20 protein-coding genes are annotated in these 21,245 nt (G+C 71.7%); 6 read left to right on the top strand and 14 right to left on the bottom strand.

Annotated features, from left to right (window positions below; translation table 11 throughout):
• Positions 1 to 80 precede the first annotated feature (80 nt).
• Positions 81 to 1,724: an ABC transporter family substrate-binding protein gene (locus KVA01_RS10430; RefSeq protein WP_233438850.1), complete on the bottom strand. Its 1,644-nt coding sequence runs from the start codon at positions 1,722 to 1,724 to the stop codon at positions 81 to 83.
• 413 nt (positions 1,725 to 2,137) lie between these two features.
• On the opposite strand from KVA01_RS10430, the gene KVA01_RS13020 reads away from it, so the two are divergent.
• Entirely contained in the window at positions 2,138 to 2,743 is a 606-nt protein-coding gene (locus KVA01_RS13020; RefSeq protein ID WP_233438849.1) for a LapA family protein, read from the top strand.
• 339 nt (positions 2,744 to 3,082) lie between these two features.
• Positions 3,083 to 5,296, top strand: coding sequence for an NADP-dependent isocitrate dehydrogenase (locus KVA01_RS10420; protein WP_141270152.1), 2,214 nt, complete (start codon positions 3,083 to 3,085; stop codon positions 5,294 to 5,296).
• Between the two features lie 104 nt (positions 5,297 to 5,400).
• On the opposite strand, the gene tpx is transcribed toward KVA01_RS10420, so the two are convergent.
• Positions 5,401 to 5,898: a thiol peroxidase gene (gene tpx, locus KVA01_RS10415; protein WP_141270150.1), complete on the bottom strand. Its 498-nt coding sequence runs from the start codon at positions 5,896 to 5,898 to the stop codon at positions 5,401 to 5,403.
• A 137-nt stretch (positions 5,899 to 6,035) separates the two neighbouring features.
• On the opposite strand from tpx, the gene KVA01_RS10410 reads away from it, so the two are divergent.
• Positions 6,036 to 7,022, top strand: a complete 987-nt coding sequence (locus tag KVA01_RS10410; protein ID WP_068468886.1) for a malate dehydrogenase — start codon at positions 6,036 to 6,038, stop codon at positions 7,020 to 7,022.
• 167 nt (positions 7,023 to 7,189) lie between these two features.
• On the opposite strand, the gene KVA01_RS10405 is transcribed toward KVA01_RS10410, so the two are convergent.
• The 5 genes from KVA01_RS10405 to trhO all read right to left on the bottom strand — a co-directional run bounded on the left by KVA01_RS10405 (position 7,190) and on the right by trhO (position 11,053).
• Entirely contained in the window at positions 7,190 to 7,708 is a 519-nt protein-coding gene (locus KVA01_RS10405; protein ID WP_068468884.1) for an O-acetyl-ADP-ribose deacetylase, read from the bottom strand.
• A gap of 217 nt (positions 7,709 to 7,925) precedes the next feature.
• Positions 7,926 to 8,312, bottom strand: coding sequence for a YchJ family protein (locus KVA01_RS10400; protein WP_068468897.1), 387 nt, complete (start codon positions 8,310 to 8,312; stop codon positions 7,926 to 7,928).
• 101 nt (positions 8,313 to 8,413) lie between these two features.
• A complete protein-coding gene (locus KVA01_RS10395) occupies positions 8,414 to 9,262 on the bottom strand; it encodes a uracil-DNA glycosylase (RefSeq protein ID WP_141270148.1) in 849 nt (282 codons plus the stop codon).
• Between the two features lie 191 nt (positions 9,263 to 9,453).
• The gene (locus KVA01_RS10390; protein ID WP_068468880.1) at positions 9,454 to 10,128 is read right to left on the bottom strand and encodes an MOSC domain-containing protein; all 675 of its coding nucleotides are present in this window, start codon (positions 10,126 to 10,128) and stop codon (positions 9,454 to 9,456) included.
• Between the two features lie 31 nt (positions 10,129 to 10,159).
• Positions 10,160 to 11,053, bottom strand: coding sequence for an oxygen-dependent tRNA uridine(34) hydroxylase TrhO (gene trhO, locus KVA01_RS10385; RefSeq protein WP_068468878.1), 894 nt, complete (start codon positions 11,051 to 11,053; stop codon positions 10,160 to 10,162).
• Between the two features lie 21 nt (positions 11,054 to 11,074).
• Here trhO and KVA01_RS10380 point away from each other — a divergent pair, with 21 nt between their 5' ends.
• On the top strand, positions 11,075 to 12,265 hold the full coding sequence (locus KVA01_RS10380) for an acyltransferase family protein (RefSeq protein WP_307723028.1): 1,191 nt from the start codon (positions 11,075 to 11,077) through the stop codon (positions 12,263 to 12,265).
• A 26-nt stretch (positions 12,266 to 12,291) separates the two neighbouring features.
• On the opposite strand, the gene KVA01_RS10375 is transcribed toward KVA01_RS10380, so the two are convergent.
• Positions 12,292 to 12,978: a trimeric intracellular cation channel family protein gene (locus KVA01_RS10375; protein WP_141270146.1), complete on the bottom strand. Its 687-nt coding sequence runs from the start codon at positions 12,976 to 12,978 to the stop codon at positions 12,292 to 12,294.
• Positions 12,979 to 13,131: 153 nt separating this feature from the next.
• On the opposite strand from KVA01_RS10375, the gene KVA01_RS10370 reads away from it, so the two are divergent.
• A complete protein-coding gene (locus KVA01_RS10370; RefSeq protein WP_141270144.1) occupies positions 13,132 to 13,590 on the top strand; it encodes a GNAT family N-acetyltransferase in 459 nt (152 codons plus the stop codon).
• Entirely contained in the window at positions 13,583 to 14,959 is a 1,377-nt protein-coding gene (locus KVA01_RS10365; RefSeq protein ID WP_307723027.1) for a carboxylesterase family protein, read from the top strand. The genes KVA01_RS10370 and KVA01_RS10365 overlap by 8 nt, the downstream gene beginning before the upstream one ends.
• 116 nt (positions 14,960 to 15,075) lie before the next feature.
• On the opposite strand, the gene KVA01_RS10360 is transcribed toward KVA01_RS10365, so the two are convergent.
• The 6 genes from KVA01_RS10360 to selA form a co-directional block, all read right to left on the bottom strand.
• Positions 15,076 to 15,654: a mismatch-specific DNA-glycosylase gene (locus tag KVA01_RS10360; RefSeq protein WP_141270142.1), complete on the bottom strand. Its 579-nt coding sequence runs from the start codon at positions 15,652 to 15,654 to the stop codon at positions 15,076 to 15,078.
• A 38-nt stretch (positions 15,655 to 15,692) separates the two neighbouring features.
• A complete protein-coding gene (locus KVA01_RS10355) occupies positions 15,693 to 16,586 on the bottom strand; it encodes an EamA family transporter (RefSeq protein ID WP_233438846.1) in 894 nt (297 codons plus the stop codon).
• Positions 16,587 to 16,588: 2 nt separating this feature from the next.
• Positions 16,589 to 17,416, bottom strand: coding sequence for an alpha/beta fold hydrolase (locus tag KVA01_RS10350; RefSeq protein WP_068468867.1), 828 nt, complete (start codon positions 17,414 to 17,416; stop codon positions 16,589 to 16,591).
• A 135-nt stretch (positions 17,417 to 17,551) separates the two neighbouring features.
• Positions 17,552 to 17,752 (bottom strand): DUF3072 domain-containing protein, encoded by a 201-nt coding sequence (locus tag KVA01_RS13015; RefSeq protein ID WP_068468893.1) that lies wholly within the window; start codon positions 17,750 to 17,752, stop codon positions 17,552 to 17,554.
• A 367-nt stretch (positions 17,753 to 18,119) separates the two neighbouring features.
• Complete coding sequence (selB, locus tag KVA01_RS10340) at positions 18,120 to 19,910, bottom strand: selenocysteine-specific translation elongation factor (protein WP_141270138.1); 1,791 nt, start codon at positions 19,908 to 19,910, stop codon at positions 18,120 to 18,122.
• A complete protein-coding gene (gene selA, locus KVA01_RS10335) occupies positions 19,910 to 21,217 on the bottom strand; it encodes an L-seryl-tRNA(Sec) selenium transferase (protein WP_141270136.1) in 1,308 nt (435 codons plus the stop codon). Before selA ends, selB begins: the two co-directional genes overlap by 1 nt.
• Between the last annotated feature and the right edge of the window lie 28 nt (positions 21,218 to 21,245).

Here is a 21,245-nt window from a genome sequence, read left to right as displayed (position 1 = left end):
TCACGACGCTGCGCGGACGCGGGTGCTCCGCGCCCGCGCAGCGGTCATGAGGGGTGGTCTGACTCAGCCGGACCGCTCCCCTACTTGCGGCTCCACTCGGAGACGTTCCAGAACACGCCGGTCTGGTTCGGCTGGTACTTGTCCACGCCGGCGATCTTGTCCGAGGTGGCCACGTAGCCCACGGACTGGAACAGCGGCAGGCCGTAGGCGTCCTCGAACGTGTGCTTGTCGATGTCCGCGATCTGGTCGTTGCGCGAGGACTCGTCCAGGTTGGAGCGGGCCTCGTCCACGAGCTTGTCCACGTCCGCGTTCGAGTACTTGTTGTAGTTGCCGCCGCCGCCGGTCTTGAAGATCTGCGAGAGCATCTCGGTGCCCACGCCCGGGGAGACCCAGCCGTAGAGCGAGGCGTCGTAGTCGCCGTCCGGGAGCTTCTCGGACCAGTTGGGATCGCCCAGGTCCTCGACCTTGAAGCCGGCCTTCTCCGCGGACTCCTTGATCAGCTGGAAGGTGTCCACGCGCTGCGGGTTGCCGTTGTTGTAGAGGATCCGCACGGTGGGCGTCTTGCCGCCCAGCAGCTTCTTGGCGCCGTCGATGTCCACCTCGCCGTAGAGGTTCTTGGCGTCGTTCTTCTCCACGGCCTTCTCGTAGGGCTCACCCTGGCTGGAGACGAACATCTGCGAGTTCAGCACCTGGGCGTCCTCCTTGACCGGCTTGATGAGCTGGTCGAGGATCTGCTGGCGCGGGATGGTCTTCAGGAACGCGTCCCGGACGGACTTGTCCTTGAACGTGTCCGCGCCGAAGTTCAGGTCCACGTGGTCGTACGCGAGCTGGTCCCCCTGCTGCACGTTCACGTTCTCGATCTGCTTGACCTGGTCCATCGTGTCCTTGTTGACGTTGCCCGGCTGCATGATGTCCACTTCGCCGTTGCGCAGCGCCTGGATCTGGGCGGTCGCGTCGCCGATGGTGCGCAGGGTGATCTCGTCCAGCTTGCCCCGCTTGTCGCCCTTGTAGTTCTCGTTCTTCTTGAGGGTGACGGAGTTGTTCTCCACCACGGTGTCGATCTTGTACGGACCGTTGGAGACCAGGACGTCCTTGTCGTCCGGGGTGGACGTGAAGTTGAAGGAGGTGTCCCAGGCCTTGCCGATCTTCTCGAGCTCGGGCTGCTTCTGGGGGCTCTTGGGGTCGCCCTTCTTCTGGTCCTCGAGCACCTTGAGCAGCTCGTCCTCGGACATCCCGGCCTTCTTGGCCACCACGTGGGCGGGCATCAGGGAGTTGGGGTCGAAGGCGATCTCCCAGTCCGCGTTCTTCTTGCCCCACGTGACGGTCATGGTCTTGCCGTCCTCGGAGAATTTGGGCTTGTCGGTGCTGCCCAGGATGTCCGTGGAGCCGGCGATCGAGAAGTAGTCCTTGCCGGTCTTGCCGTCCTCGCTGGCGTCATTGGCGTAGCCGGAGAGCTCGCTCCACCACAGCATCATGTCGGCCTTGTCGATCTTGTTGCCGTCCGACCACTGGGGGTCCTTGAGGGTGTACTCCACCGTCAGGGGGTCGTCCGAGACCTTCTTGTACGTGCCGAAGCCCTCGTTGGGGTGCAGCTTCTGCTCCGTGTCCACGTCGCTGAACGACTCGCGGGTCATGGCCGCGACGTGGCCGTTGATGTCCACGTTGGTCTTGGTGTAGCCCGGGTTCGCGCCGGAGAACTTGTTGGTCTCCGCAACGGTCACCACGCCGCCGTCCTTGCCGGCGGAGCTGTTGTCACCGCCACCCTTGCTGTCTCCCCCCGCCGCCGACGCTCGCGCAGCCGGAGAGCGCGAGTGCGGCGATCGCTGCCACGGAGACGGCGGCCTTGCCCTTGAAGGTGTGATTTCCCATGTCGGTTCCTCCCGATGTGGTGTCCATGGAATGTGCGCCGCACCCCGGGTGGGTGTCGTCCCGGACCGTGGCCGGAGTCACCGTGGTATGTGGTGCGTGTCGCAAGTAGCGACAGACTACTCATGGGGAAGGCACTTCGGGTCGCATTGTCAGCATGTTGCGGGCGTGTCGTCATCTCGCGCGTGTCGCACCCCCGGCTCCCGGCCGCGCGTCCCGCCCGCCGGTCTACGCTGGTGGCACCTGCACGACACACCCCGGGAGGCCCCACGTGAGCAACGCACCGCACGACCGCACCTCGGCGCACCAGCGCCCGGACGACGCCGCCCTGGCACCACGGGCGGGCGCGGGCCCGGAGGCGCGCGGCGAGTCGGCGAGCGCCGCACGCCCCCTCGGCGAGGAGCGCACGGACGGCGCGGTCACGGCGTCGTCGGCCGCGCACGGCACGGCGGCAACCGGCACCGCTGCACCCGGCACGACGGCGCGCGGCACCGGCACCCGTGCGCAGCCGGGAACCGGTGCAGCACCCGGCGTGGACTCCGCCGAGCCCACGACCGGGCGCACCGCCCCGGTGGACCCGGCACTGGACGCCCCCGCCAAGCGAGGTGTCTCCGGCACGGTGTGGGCCGCCCTGATCCTGGGCGTGATCGTGCTGATCCTGCTGCTCGTGTTCATCATCCAGAACAACGTGAGCGCGCACTTCGAGTACCTGGCGTGGCAGTTCAGCCTGCCGCTGGGCGTCGCCATGCTCTTCTCCGCGATCGCCGGCGCCCTGATCATGGCGCTCGTGGGATCCGTGCGGATCTTCACGCTCGGCCACCGCATGCGCAAGCTCGAGAAGGAGCGCCAGCGGATCCGCACCGCCCTCTCCGACTGAGCGCACGAGCCCGAGCACCACGACGGCGCGCGGCACCCCGGGAAGGGGGCCGCGCGCCGTCGTCGTCCCCTGCCGCAGGGCACACCGCCCCACCCCACCCGTGCCCGGCCCCGCGCCCGCGGCTCCCTCCCCCGCCTCGGCCGGGTCGCCGGCTTCCACTCCGGTGCCCTGCTCCGCCAGGTCGTGCGGTGACGTGACGGAGGTCTCCCCCGTCCGCCGGGACCCGCGAAAACCGCGGCGGGCCGGGGCTGCGACGGCCGCCCAACTCGTGGGCGCGGGGGCCGCAGCGGGTACTCTGGGAGGCAGCCCGGTGACCGTCAATGCAAGGAGTCATTGCTCATGCCCAAGATCATCTACACCGAGACCGACGAAGCGCCCATGCTGGCCACGTACTCCTTCAAGCCCATGGTCGAGGCCTTCGCGTCGACCGCCGGTGTGGAGGTGGAGACCAGGGACATCTCCCTGGCCGCGCGCATCCTGGCCCAGTTCCCGGACCGGCTCACCGAGGAGCAGCGCGTCCCGGACACCCTGACCGAGCTGGGGGAGCTCGCGAAGACCCCCGAGGCCAACATCGTGAAGCTGCCCAACATCTCCGCGTCCATCCCGCAGCTCAAGGCCACCATCAAGGAGCTGCAGGCGGACGGCTACGACCTCCCGGACTACCCGGAGGACGCCGCCACGGACGAGGCCAAGGACATCCGCGCCCGCTACGACCGCGTCAAGGGCTCCGCCGTGAACCCGGTGCTGCGCGAGGGCAACTCGGACCGCCGCGCCCCCAAGGCCGTGAAGAACTACGCGCGCAAGCACCCCCACACCATGGGTGCCTGGAGCAAGGACTCCAAGACCAACGTGGCCACGCTCGGCCACGACGACTTCCGCACCAACGAGCAGTCCGTGGTGATCCCGCAGGACGACACCCTCACCATCCAGCTCGTGACCGACCACGGCACCACCGTGCTCAAGAAGTCCGTGCCCGTGCTCGCCGGGGAGGTCGTGGACGCCACGTTCATGAGCGCCTCGGCCCTGGACGCCTTCCTGCGCGAGCAGGTGGCCCGCGCCAAGGAGGAGGGCATCCTCTTCTCCGCGCACCTAAAGGCCACCATGATGAAGGTCTCGGACCCCATCATCTTCGGCCACGTGGTCAGGGCCTTCTTCCAGGACGTGCTCGAACGCTACGGCGAGGACCTCGCCAAGGCCGGGCTGTCCCCCAACGACGGCCTCGCAGGCATCCTCGCCGGGCTCGACCAGCTCGAGAACGGCCAGGAGATCGCCGCCGCGTTCCAGAAGGCCATCGACGAGGGCCCCGAGCTCGCGTACGTGAACTCGGACAAGGGCATCACCAACCTGCACGTCCCCTCGGACGTGATCGTGGACGCCTCCATGCCCGCCATGATCCGCACCTCGGGCCAGATGTGGGGCCGCAAGGGCGAGCAGAAGGACACCCTCGCGGTGCTCCCGGACTCCTCCTACGCCGGTGTCTACCAGGCCGTGATCGACGACTGCCGCGCCAACGGCGCCTACGACCCCACCACCATGGGCACCGTCCCCAACGTGGGCCTCATGGCGCAGAAGGCCGAGGAGTACGGCTCCCACGACAAGACCTTCGAGATCCCCGAGGCCGGCACTGTGCAGGTGGTCAACTCCGCCGGGGACGTGTTGATGTCCCACGACGTGCAGCCCGGTGACATCTGGCGCGCCTGCCAGGCCAAGGACGCCCCCATCAAGGACTGGGTGCAGCTGGCCGTGCGCCGCTCCCGCGAGTCCGGGATGCCCGCCGTGTTCTGGCTCGACGAGACCCGCGCTCACGACCGCAACCTGATCGAGAAGGTCAACACCTACCTCGCCCAGGAGGACACGGACGGGCTCGACATCCGCATCCTCTCCCCCGTGGAGGCCACGCAGTTCACCATCGAGCGCCTGCGCCGCGGTGAGGACACCATCTCCGTGACCGGCAACGTGCTGCGCGACTACCTCACGGATCTGTTCCCCATCCTGGAACTGGGCACCTCCGCGAAGATGCTCTCCATCGTGCCGCTCATGAACGGCGGCGGGCTCTTCGAAACCGGTGCCGGCGGCTCCGCACCCAAGCACGTGCAGCAGTTGCAGCAGGAGAACCACCTGCGCTGGGACTCCCTCGGTGAGTTCCTGGCGCTCGCGGCGTCCTTCGAGCACCTCGCCAGCCGCTACGACAACGCCAAGGCGCAGGTCCTCGCGGACACCCTGGACCGCGCGACCGGCACGTTCCTGGACGAGAACAAGTCCCCCTCGCGCAAGGTCGGGGAGCTCGACAACCGCGGTTCGCACTTCTACCTGGGCCTCTACTGGGCCGAGGAGCTCGCGAAGCAGACCGAGGACGCCGAGCTCGCCGCGGCGTTCCGCGAGGTCGCCTCCGAGCTGCGCGCCAACGAGGACACCATCAACGCCGAGCTGCTGGGCGTCCAGGGCTCCCCGGTGGACCTGGGCGGGTACTACTGGCCCAAGCCCGAGCTGGTCTCCGGCGTCATGCGCCCCTCCGCCACGCTGAACCGGATCGTGGACGGCCTCTCCGCCTGACACGCTCCACGCACGACGACGCCGCCGCGTCCCCTTCCGGGGGCGCGGCGGCTTCCGTCTGTGCTGGGTTGTCCGTGGCCCGCGGGCTCACGCGAAGGCGGGGGTCAGGAGAGGGCGGCCACGGCGGCGTCGTAGTCCGGCTCCTGGCCGATCTCCGGGACCAGCTCGGTGTGCACGACCGTGCCGTTCTCGTCCACGACCACCACGGCGCGCGCGAGCAGGCCGGCCAGCGGACCGTCCTGCTGCAGGACGCCGAAGTCCTCGCCGAAGCTGGAGCGGAAGGCGGAGGCGGTCACGACGTCGTCGATGCCCTCCGCGCCGCAGAAGCGGCCGAGCGCGAACGGCAGGTCCTTGGACACGCACAGCACGGTGGTGTCCTGCAGGCCCGCGGCGAGCTTGTTGAACTCGCGGACGGACTGCGCACACACGCCGGTGTCCACGGACGGGAAGATGTTCAGGACCACGCGGCGGCCCGTGAGCTCGTCCGAGGTCACGGGAGACAGATCCGCCCCCACGAGTTCGAAGGACGGGGCGGTGGAGCCCGTGGCGGGCAGTTCGCCGCTGACGGTGACGGGAGTTCCTTGGAATGCAGTAGTAGCCATGAGTTCATTGTGGTGCGCCGCCGGAGTGCGGGCCAGCGCCTTATGCCGTGCGCTGAACCAGCCCCGCTGCTACTGTCGGTGCCACCGGACCCGCAGTGACGCGGCCCACACGCGCCACCCCAACCAGGAGGTATTCCGTGAGCCCCACTCCCCTGACCGTGGCCGTGACCGGCGCCGCGGGACAGATCGGCTACAGCCTGCTCTTCAGGATCGCGCACGGCGATCTCCTGGGCCGCGAGCGTCCGGTGCGGCTGCGGCTGCTGGAGATCCCCACCGCGCTGTCCGCGCTCGAGGGCACCGTGATGGAGCTGCAGGATTGCGCGTTCCCGCTGCTGCAGGACGTGGAGATCGGCTCGGACCCGCGCACGGTGTTCGACGGCGCCCAGGTCGCCCTGCTCGTGGGGGCTCGGCCGCGCTCGCCCGGCATGGAGCGCGGGGACCTGCTCGAGGCCAACGGCGCCATCTTCACGGAGCAGGGCAGGGCGCTGAACGACGTCGCCGCGGACGACGTCCGGGTGGTCGTGACCGGCAACCCCGCCAACACCAACGCGCTGATCGCCCAGCGCAACGCCCCGGACATCCCCGCCTCCCGCTTCAGCGCGCTCACGCGGCTGGACCACAACCGTGCGGTGGCGATGCTCGCGGCGCAGACCGGCGCGTCCGTGGACGACGTCAAGCACCTGAGCGTGTGGGGCAACCACTCCGCCACGCAGTACCCGGACCTCGACCACGCCCGCGTGGCGGGTCGGCCCGCACTGGACCTGGTCTCCCGGGAGTGGGTCACGGACACGTTCATCCCCACGGTCGCGCAGCGCGGGGCGGCGGTGCTCAAGGCCCGCGGGGCGTCGTCGGCGGCGTCTGCCGCGAACGCGACCATCGACCACGCGCGGGACCTCATGCTCGGCAACCAGCGCGGGGACTGGACCTCCATGGCCGTGGCCTCCGACGGCTCCTACGGGGTGCCCGAGGGGCTCATCAACTCCTTCCCCGTGACGACTTCCGGCGGGGACTGGTCGATCGTGCAGGGGTTGGAGATCTCGGAGTTCTCCCGCTCGCGCATCGACGCGTCCGTGGCGGAGCTGGAGTCGGAGCGCACGGCGGTGACGGACCTGGGGCTGGTCTGAGGGGGCGGTCGGTGCGCCGGGTGCTGTGAAGTGGAGTAAATGCAGCCTGACGGGCCGGAACCTGCATTTACTCCACTAGAAAGCACGAGCTGTCCGCTGAAGCCCATGCTCCGGGGCGCTCCGGGCATTCCTGGGCTCCGCGTGGGTTCCTAGGGTTCTGGCTCGGGTCAGGCCTTCGACGCGGCGAGGGCCGCCTGGAATGCTTCTTCCGCATCCGCGGAGAACGGGACGAAGACGACCGTCTCGACGTTCGTGTCCGCCGCCAGGACGGTGTCCACCGCGATCTGCGTGGCGCTGTCCATCGGCCAGCCGTAGATGCCGGCCGAGATCGCCGGGAACGCGACGGACTTCGCACCGATCTCGTCCGCCACGCGCAGCGACTCCCGGTAGCACGACGCCAGGACGTCACTCTTGTCCTTGGTCTTCGCGTACACCGGGCCTACCGTGTGGATGACCCAGCGCGCCGGGAGGTCGTAGCCGTCCGTGGCGACCGCCTGCCCCGCGGGGAGACCATCCACGAGGGTGGTCTCGCGCAGGTGCTTGCACTCGGCCAGCAGCTGCTTGCCCGCGGCCCGGTGGATCGCGCCGTCCACTCCCCCGCCGCCGAGCAGCCGGGAGTTCGCGGCGTTGACGATCGCGTCCGTCTCCACCTTGGTGATGTCTCCCTTGCGGATCTCGATGTTCATGTGGGCCACCCTACTGCGGGGGTGCGGAGGTGCGAGGATGCGGGCGCGCACGAGGCGCGGCGAGTGCCGCTCTGCCCGCCGGCCGTGGACATCAACTTCAGGTGCCCGCGGCGCCTCTCACGGATCAACCGGCCCGGAACGCCGTGGCCTCTCGCAGATCGACCGCTCCGGAAGGACGGGGCCTCGGTTCGATCCACGCGATGTCGTCCCCGCGAGGCTACTGCGAGGCGGGCCCCACGTACATCCAGCGCTTCGCGCGCTTCGTGAACTCGGAGACCTCGTGCATGCCGCCGGGTTCCCCGTCAGCGACGTAGTGCGCGGTGAAGTCGACGACGCCGCTCTCGTCCTCCGCGCCACCGGCCACCACGCGGTGGATCGTCAGTCCCGTCCACCGGGTGTCCGGGTCCACGGACGTGTCCGCCGGACGGGTGCGGGGGTGCCAGGTGCGGAAGAGGTGGTCCTCGGAGCCGGTCGCGAAGGCCGTGTACCGCGAGCGCATCAGGGCCTCCGCGGTCTCGGGCCATGCCTCGTTGGCAAGCGCCGGTCCGCAGCACTCGGCCAGGGACGCACCGGCAGGGACACCACCGCAGGGACAGACGCTCATGGTCACCGAGCCTACCGGGAGGGCGGGGCACCGAGGCGGGCAGACCTGCGGTTAACCCGGGCCCGCCGAGCCGGTGCGTTGCGCGGCCCGCCAGCCCGCACTCAGGCGAGGGGCGCGGCGGCCAGGGCGAGGGCGTCGTCGAGCATCTGCTCCGTGAGCAGACCCGTGAAGGTGTTGCGCTGGCTCACGTGGTAGCAGCCCACCAGGCGGACGTCGCGCCCGTCCGGGGTGCGCAGCATCACCACCGTGCCGTGGCCGAACTTCGGACGGGGGCGGGGCACCTCCCACCCCATGCGCACCGCCGCCGCGAGGACCGTCTGCCACGCGATGCCGCCCAGGGCGAGCATGCCGTGCAGCTCGGGCAGCAGGGCGATCTCGCGGTCGAACCAGCCGCTGCACGTGGCCTTCTCCTGCGGCAGAGGCTTGTTGGCCGGCGGGGCGCAGCGCACGGGCGCGATCATGCGGACACCGTGCAGCTCCTGGCCGTCCCCGGCGGTGCTCACAGTGGCGTGCTCCGCGAAACCCGCGCGGTGCAGGGCCGCGTAGACCCAGTCCCCGGAACGGTCCCCGGTGAACATGCGCCCCGTCCTGTTGCCGCCGTTGGCCGCGGGGGCCAGCCCGATGATCGCGAACCCCGCCCGCGGGTCCCCGTAGGACGGCACCGGTCTGCCCCAGTACGGTTCCCCGGCGAAGGACGCCCGCTTGCGCTGCGCCACGTCCTCGCGCCACTCGACCAGCCGGTCGCACGCGCTGCACACGCTGCACAGGGCGTTGAGGTGCTCGACGTCGTGCGCGCTCGCGGCCAGTTCCCGCACCTCGGCCGCCGTGCGGGCCACCGGGGTGTCCCGCGCCGCGGGGTCCTCGGGCCAGCCCGTTCCGGGCGGCACCGGCGACGGGAAGAGCTGCCCGGTCAGCGGGTGCGGCAGGTGCTCGGCATCCGGCTCAGTCACGGTGAAACCTCTCCTGGAATCAGTGGGTGTGCCCTCTCGCAACCGCAGAGCACGGGGCGCCGGGCGAGACGGTGCCGCCCCGGGCCGGGCGCCGGCAGACGGGGAAGGGCTTCGCAGGCCGACGGCAGGTGGCGGGTCCGCCCCGCCCGCCCGGCGAGCGCGCCCGGACCGAGCGGCGTCGTCGTCCCCGCTCAGAGCAGCGTGTCCTCGCCCAGCCTGCGCAGGATCTGGCGGCGCCACCGCTCCGGAAACTCCGGGGCGCGCGTCAGGCCCCGCAGGGCGTCCCGGTCCGCAACGCCCGCGGCCATGATGCGCACGACGTCGGCCACGGGCACCGCGCCCGAGGGTCGACTCACGAACTCGAAGGCGTCCCCCACCGTCACGTGGCCCTCTCGCAGCACGCGCAGATAGAAGCCGGTGCGGGCGGTCCGCTCCATCTCGCGCGGCAGCTCCCAGTCCGACCAGCGCCGGGAGAGGGTGTTGCAGGGCGTGCGCGGCTGGGTGACCTGCACGATCGCCGTGCCCACCTGGAACACGTCCCCCAGGGCCACGAGGCCCTCGGTGGCGCCACGCAGCGTCAGGTTCTCCGAGAACGCGCCGGCGTGGAGGTCGCGCCCCTCACGCTGCCAGGCGTCGTAGTTCTCCGCGGGGTAGCAGCACACGGCCTTGTCCGGACCGCCGTGGTTCGTGAGGTCGCCCTGCTCGTCCCCGATGAATCCGGTACCGCTGAGGAAGACCCTCCCGCCGCACGGCGTCTTCTCCGCGCCGGTCTCGAATTCGCGGCCGTCCCAGTGCTGCCTGCGCACCGCGCCGGTGTGCAGAGCGGTCACCGTGGCGCCGGTGACGGTCTGCTCGGGGTTGTCCATGGGAGCTCCTGGGAAGTCGGGCGGTGGTGGGCTAGTTCCCGGTCACCGGCACGCAGTCGGGGCACCGGGTGCGCGTCCCCGTCTGCGTGCAGCGCTCGCAGCACAGGAACAGGCGGCGGCACTGCGGGTCTGAGCAATTCACGTAGCGAGGGGTCGCGTCGCCGCACTCGGCGCAGCGCCCCAGGGACTGCGCGTGCGGTGAGAACTCAACGTGCATGCGCTTGTCGAACACGTAGAGGGAGCCGTCCCACAGACCGGCGTCCCCGTACTGCTCGCCGTAGCGCACGATGCCACCGTCCAGCTGGTACACGTCCCGAAACCCGCGGTTCTTCAGCAGCACGCTCAGCACCTCGCAGCGCACGCCACCGGTGCAGTAGGTGACCAGCGCCTTGTCCTTGAGGTGGTCGTAGGCACCGGAGTCCAGGTCCGCGACGAAGTCCCGCGTGGTCTGCGTGCGGGGGACGACGGCGCCGCGGAACCGTCCGATCCCCGCCTCCAGCTCATTGCGGCCGTCGAAGAAGACGACCTCCTCGCCGCGCTGCTCCACGAGCTCGTGCACCTCGCGCGGTGTCACGTGCGTCCCGCCGCCGGCCACGCCGTTCCCGGTCACGGTGATCCGGTCCGGCGCGTCGAAGGTGACGAGCTCCGGGCGGACCTTCACGCTCAGCCGGGGGAAGTCCTCCCCCGCGCCGTCCGACCACTTGACGTCCGCGTCCTTGAACGGTCCGTACTCCCTCAGACCCCGCACGTAGGCCTTCACATCCTGGATGTCCCCGCCCACGGTCGCGTTGATGCCCTGCTCCGAGACGATGATGCGCCCGGTCACCCCGCAGCGCTCCGCCAGGGTGCGCTGCCACAGCTTCACGGCCTCCGGATCGGCGAGCGGGGTGAAGACGTAGAAGAGCACGATCTTGGGGAGGGCCATGCGTTCCAGGGTAGTGGCGGGGTGCGGTGGCGACCGAAAGGTGGGCGACCCCGGACGGGAGTGGGCGGCGTCGTCGCACGTCATGTGCCGGGCGGCCAAGAGCTGTCCCCCAATGCACCCACATCACCGGATACTCTTGCCCGGTGGCCCGCCCCCCCCGTCGCGCCGTCGGACGTTCCCCGCCCAGCAGTTCCTCGTGTCCTCGGGTGGCGGCTGGACGCTCACGCCAACGCCCTGAACTTCCTCCGGCTGCTGCTCGCCGCGGCCGTGATCCTCGGCCACTCGGTTCCGGTGGGCGGCTTTCCCGAGAGCGCGTGGCAGAGCGCGAGCGGCACGGCGGTCAACGGTTTCTTCGCGATTTCCGGCTACCTGATCGCCGGTTCGCGCATGCGGCTCTCCCTGCGGGCGTTCCTGTGGCGTCGGGTGCTGCGGCTCTACCCGGCGTTCTGGGTGTCACTGGCCGTTACGGCGGCGGTGACAGCACCCTTGAGCTCCCTCGTCAGCGGTGAAACCTACGTGCCCACGAGTGCCCTAGCCTACGTCGTGGCAAACGCGACCCTCTACGTCACGCAGTGGGACATCCAGCACCTGCTCACGGGCGTGCCGTTCCCCGGGGTGTGGAACGGCTCGCTGTGGACGCTGTGGTACGAGGCCGCCGTGTACGTCCTCACGGGCCTCGCCCTCACCGTTCCCCGCGTCCGACGCCGCCCGCTCCCCTGGCTCCTGCTGCTGTTCGCCCTCGTCGCGCTCCTGCAGATCGTCTCCGAGGGGCCCGTGGACCTCACGACCACCAAGGCCTACCAGGGCTTCCGGCTGGCGGGCTTCTTCCTGGCAGGCATGGTGCTCTGGGCGGCCCGTACCCGTGTGCCGCTGCGCTGGTGGCTCGGCGTCCCGGCGCTCGTCATCACGCACTTCGCCCAGTCGTGGCCCGTTCCCTGGGGCTGGTTCGCGGCCGCGTTTCCCCGCGCGTACGGCCTGCTGTGGCTCGGCGCGGTGCTGCCGGTCCGGATCGGTGCACGCAATGACATCTCCTACGGCACCTACATCTACGCGTTCCCGGCCCAGCAGCTCCTGGTGGCCCTGGGCCTGAACACGGCGCTCGGCTACTGGGGCTACTGCGCGGCCAGCCTGGCCCTGACCCTGCCGCTCGCCTGGGTCTCGTGGAAGGTCGTCGAACAACCTGCACTGCGCTGGAAGTCGCTGGTCAGGTAGACCACCGCGGCGTCGTCGCCCCGATCTCAGCCGCGCTTCTCGTGCCGTCCCTGGCGAGGACGACGCCGCAGCTTGCGCAGGGTGCTCGGGCTCAGGTTCGCGGGGCCGGGCAGCCGCCAGCAGAAGCGCCGAGCGGGGACGCTGACCACCGCGCTCACCACGATGGCCCCGGCCATGCCCCAGGTCGGGTGACCCAGGCCGGCCAGCAGCGCCATGAGGCCGCTCGCGAGCACCGCACTGGTCGCGTAGAGGGTGTTGCCGCCGAAGATCGCGGGCAGCCGGCCGACCGAGACGTCGCGGATCATGCCGCCGCCCACCGCCGTGACGACACCCAGCAGGGCCGCCGGGGGCCATGCCAGCCCGGCGCCGAGGGCCTTCACGGTGCCCGTTGCCGCCCAGCACCCCACGGAGAGGCAGTCGGCGAGGAACAGCGCGCGGAACGTCCACCGGCTGCCGAACACCAGGAAGTAGGCGAGGACCGCGCCCAGGAGCGAGCACGTGAGGTACGCCGGGTTGGTCAGGGCCACCGGGAAGCCCTGCTGCAGCAGGGTGTCGCGCAGGATGCCGCCGCCCAGGCCGGAGAGGATCGCGAGCACGGTGAACCCCACCAGGTCCATGCGCAGCTGCCGGGCGACCACTCCGCCCAGGATGCCGTTCGTGACCACTCCGAGCAGGTCCACGAGATCGAAAACGACCTCCGCCTCAAACGTCACTGCGTGCTCTCCCGTCCGTCCTGCCCGTCCCGCGCCCGGTCCAGCATAGGGGCGCGCCGGTCGTGCGCGCCCGTCCGCCCTGGCGCGGGTGCCGAGGTGCCGGCCTCCGCCGAGGCTCTTCTGCGTGTCGGTCCGGTGCGCCAGGATGGCACCATGACCCACACACCCGCCGGATACACCCTGCTGGACGGCCCGCCCACCGTCCCCGAGTACGTGAGCCTGCGCCGGGAGACCGGCCTGAGCCCCAAGAACGAGGAGCAGGCCAGGGCCGGGATCGACGGCGCGTGGGCGGCCGTCCGTGTGCGGCACGACGCCACGGGAGCCACCGTGGGGATGGGCCGGGTGATCGGCGACGGCGGATGGTACTTCCACGTGATCGACATGGCCGTGCCGCCCGAGCACCAGGGGCAGGGAATCGGCAGCGCCGTCCTGCAGCACCTGCTGGACCGGATTCGCCGGGACGCTCCCCCCGGTGCCTACGTGAGCCTCATGGCGGACCGCCCCGGCCAGCCCCTGTACGCCAAACATGGTTTCGAGGACCCCTCGCCCAGGACCATCGGCATGACCCTGAACCTGGACGACTCAGCGGGCGGGTCCGAGAGTCGTGGCTGAGCCGCTGCCAGACGCTGGTGGGCACGCTGACCCCTCGGCGCCGCGCTGGGAGGCGCCGTGCGGCGTCGTCGTGGGACGCCACGACGGTCTCGTGGACCGCGCCACGGGAATCTGCTACGCGACCGCGGGTCGCTACGAGGCCCCACGACCGCTGGCGCCCTCCACCGCGGAGATCGACGCCACGCATCCGTCCCCGGCGTGCCCGCAGCCGCCCATGCCGTTCCTCGACGACATCGTGGGCAGCACCCTGGGTGACCTGCCGCAGGACGAGGACTGCCTGCGCGTGTCGGTGACGGTTCCCGCGGGCACCCCACCGAACGCCGAGCTGCCCGTGATGGTGTGGATCCACGGCGGCTCGTACGCCTCCGGCGGCGGGGACGCCCCGTTCTACGACCCCGCGGCGCTCGTGGCCGAGCAGCGCGTGGTGGTCGTGAGCGTGACCTACCGTCTCGGCCTGCTCGGATTCCTCGGGGATGGGGTGACCATCCCCGCGAACCTGGGACTGCTGGACATGATCGCCGCCCTGCGGTGGGTGCGGGAGAACATTGCCGCGTTGGGCGGGGATCCCGGCAACGTCACGGCCTTTGGCCAGTCCGCGGGTGGCGACGCCGTGGCGCACCTGATGATCGCGGACGGAGCCTGCGGCCTGTTCAGCCGCGCAATCATCCAGAGCGCGCCGTTCGGCCTGCTCCCCGGGCGCGCCCGCATGAACTCCGTCATGTCCGCCACGGCGAGGAGCCTCTCACGGGACGCCACGCTGTCCGAGGTGGGGGCGGTGCAGGAGCGTGTCGCCCGAGCGGCCGTGCGGTTCGGGCTCAAGGGACAGATGCCGTTCGGACTGCAGTACGGACACGCACCGCTGCCCCCGGAAGCGGAGCTGGACGCGCGGTGGCGGGAGACCGCCCAGGACGTGGAGGTTCTCGTGGGCAACACCGCACGGGAGGCAGCGCTGTTCACGGCCCGGATTCCGACCCTGCTGCGGTGGATGCAGCGGCGCCGCTCCGCCCACTGGATCGAGCGGGCCCTGATCCGGCCGTTCACCCGACGGATCTACGGGGCGGGCGCTGTCCGCTTCGCTCACCGCCATGCCGCGGCCGGCGGCGCGGGGGCGCGCTACGAGTTCTCGTGGGGCGTGGGCCGCAGTCCGGCGGCCGCCGCGCACATCTCGGAGCTGCCGCTGCTCTTCCCCGGGGACGGTGTCTGGCAGCGCACCCCGCTCGTCGACGGTCACTCGTGGTCGCAGGTGCTCGACGACGGTGCCCGGCTGCGGCGGGCGTGGGCGGGCTTCGCCCGCGGTGAGGGAATCGGCGACGATCCGCAGGCCGGGCTGCGGGTATTCGCCCTCGGGGAGGCCCGGCCGGTCCGGTGATGCGCCCGTACCGTGCGGGGTTGTCACCGTTCACCGCGCAGGACTCGTCATGGCCCGCCGCGCAGGATCGTGTGGGACACCCACGGTGCGTGACAGACAGCGGTGGCGGGTGACGGTCACCCACGCGGCGTCGACACGATGCCAGCGGCGCGCGCGATCTCCCGGTAGGTCCGCACGAGGTCGTCCAGCGAGGAGTGCGCGTTGAGCCCGCTGGGGTTCGGCGCCACGAACAGCTCCGTGCCCGGCCAGGGCGACTCCTGGCGGCCGGTGGTGGCTTTCGGGCGGTCGAATGCGGAGCGGTACGCGGTGATGCCCAGCACCGCGACCACCGCGGGCCTCCGCTCCCGGATCAGCCGGTCCAGCCGCTCAGCACCCTCGTGGAGCTCGTCGCGGGTGAGCTCGTCCGCCCGCGCCGTGGCCCGCGGGCACACGTTGCTGATCCCGATCCCGCGCTCGGTGAGCTGCGCGAGGTCCGCCGGATCGTAGCCGTCCGCGGCGTCCACCAGGGTCTCCGTGATTCCGGCCCGGTGCAGGGCCGGGTAGAAGCGGTTTCCCGGGCGGGCGAAGTGCGCCCCCGTGGCGGCCGTCCACAGCCCGGGGTTGATCCCCACGAACAGCAGCCTCAGCGGGTCCGGCAGCAGGTCCGGGACGGTGCGGTCGCGGAAAGATTCGAGGTCGGCGCGCGAGAAGCCCATGGCTCCATGCTAGGTGCCGCTCCCCGGGCCAGTCCCCATCAGGCGGCGGGCGGCGTCGGCCCCTTCGACGGCGCGCGGCCGGTGCGAACCGCGGCGGCACTCGCGAGGATCACAAGTGCCATGCCCGCCAGTTCGAGGGGCCCCAGTGCCTGTCCCAGCAGCAGCCAGCCCACCAGCGCGGCGACCGCGGGGGCCGTGCTCAGCAGGATGGAGAACGTCTCCGCGGCCAGGCGCCGCAGCGCCGCGAGCTCCAGCGCGTAGGGAAGGGCGGAGGACATCAGCGCGACCGCGAGACCGATCAGCAGCACCCGCGGTTCCAGCAGCCCGGCTCCCCCGCTGACGATGCCGAACGGCGCCGCGACCACCGTGCCCACGACCATGGCGAGCGCAAGCCCATGGATGCCGGGGAACGAGCGCCCGGCCTGGCGGGACATCAGGATGTAGAGCACCCACATGGACGCGGCGCCGAGGGCGAAGAGCACGCCCACCAAGTCCGGGACGCCCGTTCCCGGTCCCACGCCGCTGAGCAGCAGCACCCCGGCGAGCGCGAGGCCGGCCCACAGCACCCCGCTGAGCCGCCGCGAGAGCACCACGGAGAGCACGAGCGGACCGAGCAGCTCGATGGTCACGGCCACCCCGAGCGGCAGCCGGTCGATGGCCTGGTAGATGAGCATGTTCATCCCGCCCAGGCTCACCCCGAACGCGAGCACCACGCCCAGGTCGCGGCGGGTCAGACGAGCCAGGGAGGGGCGGACGACGGCGCACAGCACCACCGCGGCCATGGCCAGTCGCAGGAACACCGCCCCCGCTGCGCCGACGTCCTCGAAGAGGCCCACCGCTATGGCCGCACCCGTCTGGGTCACGAACGCGGCGGCAAGCACCAGCAGCACGCCCTGGGTGGTGGTGCCCTCGGCGGGCCGTGCCCCGGCCACCGTCAGCGGTCGCCGAGCAGGAAGGTGCGCAGGGCGTCGATGAACTCGCGGGGCCGGTCCGCGTGCACCCAGTGGCTTGCGCCGCGGATGGTGATGCGCACGGTGCGCGGGAACAGGGAACGCATCACGGGGGCGTCCTCGTCCTGGATGTACGCGGAGTGCTCACCCGCGATCCACAGGACGGGTCCCGTGAAGGTGCACCCGGCGACATCGCCCGTGGGCCAGGCGCCCACGGCCTCGAGGTTCCCGTGCAGCAGGGCGAGGTTCGGCTGCCACGTGAACGAGCCGTCACGGTGGCGCAGGTTCTGCAGCAGGAAGCCGCGCACCTGGTCCTCGGGGATCTGGTCCCGTAGCGCGGCGTCCGCCTGGGACCGGTGGGTCATCCCGCGCAGGTCCAGGCGGGAGAGCGCCCCCAGGAGGTGCTCGAAGTTGCCGCGGGGCGAGTCCTTGTCCGACTCGCGGGTGTCCACGGGGGCGATGTCCACGACCACGAGACGCCGCACGATCTCCGGGTGGCGCAGCGCGAGGATCATGGCGACCTTCCCGCCCATGGAGTGCCCGACGACGTCCACGGGCCCCTCCGCGGCGAAGCCCGAGCGCAGCTCCTCGGCCACGGTGTCCGCCATCGCGGCGTACCCGAAGGTCTCGGTCCAGGCGGAGTCCCCGTGGTTGGGGAGGTCCACGAGCAGGCAGCTGAACTCGGGCTGCAAGCCCTTGGCCACGTTCGTGAAGTTCTTGCCACGGCCGAAGAGCCCGTGCAGGAACACCACGCGGTGCTCCCCCGAACCGACGAGGGTGGTCTTCAGCCTGGGTTCTGTTTCGTGGGGCACGCCGGTCAATCTACTGCGCACCCCTGGTGCGGCCAAAGCCGCCGCCCGTTGCGGGGAACGCCGCCCAGAAGCACCCGTGGGCCGCCCCCTGCTGCCGGGAGACAGCTGGGGGCGGCCCACGGGATGGGGTTCGTGCTAGTTCGAGGTGCCCTTGAGCCGCTCGATGTGCTCGGAGGCCTCCGCCTTGGTCAGGTCCGCCGGCAGTTCCTCACCCGCCTGCTTGGCGAGGGTGTCCAGGTATGACTTCTGCGCCGGGGTCATGGGCTCGTCACCACTGACCCACTCCGAGGGGTCCTTCTCGAGAGTGGAGTCCTGGGCGTCCCCGGTCGCACCGATCGTCTCGCCCTGGGCCCCGCCGTCCTGGGCAGCACCGCTGCGGGCCGTCGCGTCCTGGGGTGCGCTGCCGTCCGGGGTGCCGTTCTCGAGCGGGGGCTGGGCGTCCTGGCCCTGGGGATCATGAGCCGGGGTCTCGGTCATGGTTGCTCCTTCGTGTCGTCCGGGTTGTTCGTGTCCTCGACGGTAGCCGCGGCGCTGCACCGCGGTCAGGGGGTTTCGCTCACGGCGCGCACTCCGAGCAGCAAACCCCGGGGTCAACCCCGGAGCTGACCCAACGGCCGGGCGCGGTCCACGCCGACCGTAGCCCCGGAACTCGCAGCACATCGCGCGTCGAGGACGAGCTGGCGGTGCAGCCCGGATCGGGGCCTCAGCGCACGATGCTGCGGTTGCTGCCGTCCTCGCGGCGCGTCCAGCCCTTGGAGTCCAGGTGTTCGAGCAGGGGGATGGCAACGCGCCGCGTGGTTCCCCACGCCTGGCGGGCCTGGCTGGTGGTGAACGGCTGTGGCAACCGGGCCAGTTCGCGCATGGCGAGGGCGGGCGCGGTGGGCAGCAGCACGACGTCGCCCGGCAGGCGCAGCAGCCTGCCTAGCCGTAGCGCCGCGGCGAGTTCGCGCGGTCCGAGCCCCAGGGCGTCCAGTTCGTAGGCCTCGGGCGCCGCGAAGGGCTTGGCGCGCAGCCTCGACTCGAGCTCCGCGATCGCAGCCTCCGCCGCGCCGAGACCGCCACCGCGGCCCGGAACGGTGAGGTGGCCGTCGCGCTCCTCGAGACCGGCCCGCGCGATCACAGCGGGCAGCACCTTCGCACCGGGGTCACCGAGCGTCGTCGCCGCCGCGCCCCGTGAGAGCCCCGGCGCGAGGGGCTCGCGCGCGTGCAGTGTCTCCGCGGCTTTCCTGAGCTGAGCGGCCCAGCGGTCCATGGCGGGCTCGTGGATCCACCACCCGTCCGCCGCGTGCACCGGGGCGCCCGCGGGAACGGCGGACGTGTCCCACCCCAGCAGGCGTAGCCGTGCCTCGGGAATGGCACCGCGCTTCACGGTCTCCGCCACCGGATCGCCGGTTTCCGGCACGGCCGCGAGGCGCTCCGCCTCCCGCGCGGCGGCACCGCGGCGCTCCAGCCGGGGCGGGTCTACGTCCAGCACGCGCGCCCCGCCCACGACCACCCGCGCCCCGGGGTAGCGCAGCACCAGCCGGTCCCCGGGCACGAGAGTGAGCGGGTGCTCGAGCTGCAGCCGCGCGTGGTCCTCCCCGAGCGGCCGCAGGTGAGCGCCCGCACCGGCGGTCCCGGCGTGCACGACGACGTCCTCCGGGACCTCCGTGAAGGCGGCCCCGCGGTCGCGCCGCACCTCCACGCAGTCCGTGGTGGGCCACGCGCCCGGAGTGAGCAGGACGTCCCCGCGGTGGATCGTGTCCTTGTCAAGGCCGCGCAGGTTCACGGCCACCCTGTTCGTGGGTCCGATCTCCCGCACGGACGTGTTCTGGCTCTGCAGCGAGCGCACCGTGACCTCCCGCTCCCCCGCGGGGCCGCGCAAGACCATGCGGTCGCCCACGCGCAGGGTGCCCGCGGTGAGCGTGCCCGTGACCACGGTCCCCGCGCCGGAAATGGTGAACGCGCGGTCGATCCACAGCCGGACCCGCGCCGACGGATCAGGCGCTCGGACCCGGGCCAGGACGACGTCGAGCGCGGCGCGGAACTCGTCGAGCCCCGTCCCCTCCTGCGCGGAGACGACGACGGCGGGTGCCGCCGCGAGCCCCGTCCCGGCGAGTTCCGCGCGGGCCTGGGCGACGACGGCGTCCACCCGTTCCCGAGCACGGTCCGCCTTGGTCACCACGATGAGTCCGTCCGTGATGCCCAGCGCGGCCACGGCGTCCCGGTGGTCGCCGGACTGGGCCTGCCAGCCCTTGTCCGCGGCCACCACGAAGCACACGACCGGCGCGGGACCCACCCCGGCGAGCATGTTCCCGAGGAACCGCTCGTGCCCGGGGACGTCCACGAACGCCACGTGCGTCCCGGACGGCAGCTCGGTCCACGCGAAGCCGAGGTCGATGGTCAGCCCGCGCTTCTTCTCCTCGTCCCAGCGGTCCGGCTCGATGCCGGTGAGGGCGCGCACGAGGGTGCTCTTGCCGTGGTCCACGTGCCCGGCAGTCGCCACCACGTGCATCAGCGTGTCCCCTCCAGCGCGCGGCGCACGGCGTCGAGCAGCACGTCGTCCTGGCTCTGCGGAACGCAGCGCAGGTCCACTAGGCACGCGCCGTCGTGCACGCGCGGCAGCACGGCGGGTGAGCCGAGGCGCAGCGCACGTGCTGTGGCCTCCGGCAGGCGCACGGCCCAGCCCGGCAACGGCACCCCGGGGGCGCCCCCGCCGCCCACACGCCCGTCGTGCGGCACGACGTCCGCGCCCACGGCGGCCGCGAGCGCCTCCGCACGCTCCCGCAACTTTTCCGGGTCCGTGTGGAGGGCTCGGGCCACGGGTGATGGCCCACCGCGCAGCGTCGCTTCCAGCGCGGCGAGGGTCAGCTTGTCCGCGCGCACCGCTCGGGCGAGGGGGAACGTCGCCAGGCGCTCGATGATCTCCGCGCGCCCCAGCAGCAGTCCGGCCTGCGGTCCGCCGAAGAGCTTGTCACCGCTCGCGATCACGGCGTCCGCGCCGGCCTCCAGCGCCTCCGAGAGGCTCGGCTCGTCCGGCAGCACGGGGTCCGGGGTGAGCAGGCCGCTGCCCACGTCCACGACCAGCGGGATCCGGTGCTCGTCCGCGAGCGACCGCAACTCGCCCAGGGGCACCGAGGAGGTGAAGCCGGCCACGCGGAAGTTGCTGGGGTGCACGGCGAGCAGGCATCCGGTGTCCGGGCCGATGGCGTCGCGGTAGTCCGCGAGGTGCGTGCGGTTGGTGGTTCCCACCTCGCGCAGCCGGGCGCCGGTGGACTCCATGAGGTCCGAGAGCCGGAACCCCGCCCCGATCTCCACGAACTGGCCGCGGCTGATCACCACCTCGCGGCCCGCGGCCAGCGCGGTCGTGGCGAGCACGAGCGCGCCCGCCCCGTTGTTGACCACCAGGGCGTCCTCGGCCGCGGGGCAGGCCTCCAACAGTGCCTCCCGTGCGGCGACACCGCGCTTCGAGCGCTGCCCGGTGGCCAGGTCCAGCTCCACGTCCACGTAGCCGGAGGCGTCCCGCAGGGCCTGCCGCGCGGCGTCGGAGAGCGGCGCCCTGCCCAGGTTGGTGTGCACGACCACGCCCGTGGCGTTGAGCACGGGTGTCAGGGAACTCGCGCCGCGCCCGGCGAGCTCGGCGACGACGGCGTCGACCACGGCTTCGGGGGCGATCTCCCCTGCGCGCGCCCGCTGCTGGGCGGCGCCGACGACGCCGCGCACCGTCGCGTCCGAGAGCCCGGCGCCCGCCGCGTGCACGGCGGGGTCCGCGAGCACCCGGTCGGTGCGGGGAATCCGGCGGCGGGGGTCCTCAGTGGTCACGGTGCTCCTCGGATCTCCTGGAGAGCGG

It is taken from the genome of Kocuria varians (assembly GCF_006539885.1).
In the GTDB taxonomy this organism is placed as follows: Bacteria; Actinomycetota; Actinomycetes; order Actinomycetales; family Micrococcaceae; genus Kocuria; species Kocuria varians.
The sequence above is the reverse complement of the archived record's forward strand: the minus strand, read 5'-3'. Positions and strand labels throughout refer to the sequence as shown.

Bases quoted from the DNA above. Each gene is read 5' to 3' on its own strand.
- KVA01_RS10420 (WP_141270152.1), top strand. From the start codon at position 3,083: ATGCCCAAGATCATCTACACCGAGACCGACGAAGCGCCCATGCTGGCC.
- tpx (WP_141270150.1), bottom strand. From the start codon at position 5,898: ATGGCTACTACTGCATTCCAAGGAACTCCCGTCACCGTCAGCGGCGAA.
- KVA01_RS10405 (WP_068468884.1), bottom strand. From the start codon at position 7,708: ATGAACATCGAGATCCGCAAGGGAGACATCACCAAGGTGGAGACGGAC.
- KVA01_RS10400 (WP_068468897.1), bottom strand. From the start codon at position 8,312: ATGAGCGTCTGTCCCTGCGGTGGTGTCCCTGCCGGTGCGTCCCTGGCC.
- KVA01_RS10390 (WP_068468880.1), bottom strand. From the start codon at position 10,128: ATGGACAACCCCGAGCAGACCGTCACCGGCGCCACGGTGACCGCTCTG.
- trhO (WP_068468878.1), bottom strand. From the start codon at position 11,053: ATGGCCCTCCCCAAGATCGTGCTCTTCTACGTCTTCACCCCGCTCGCC.
- KVA01_RS10370 (WP_141270144.1), top strand. From the start codon at position 13,132: ATGACCCACACACCCGCCGGATACACCCTGCTGGACGGCCCGCCCACC.
- KVA01_RS10360 (WP_141270142.1), bottom strand. From the start codon at position 15,654: ATGGGCTTCTCGCGCGCCGACCTCGAATCTTTCCGCGACCGCACCGTC.
- selB (WP_141270138.1), bottom strand. From the start codon at position 19,910: ATGCACGTGGTGGCGACTGCCGGGCACGTGGACCACGGCAAGAGCACC.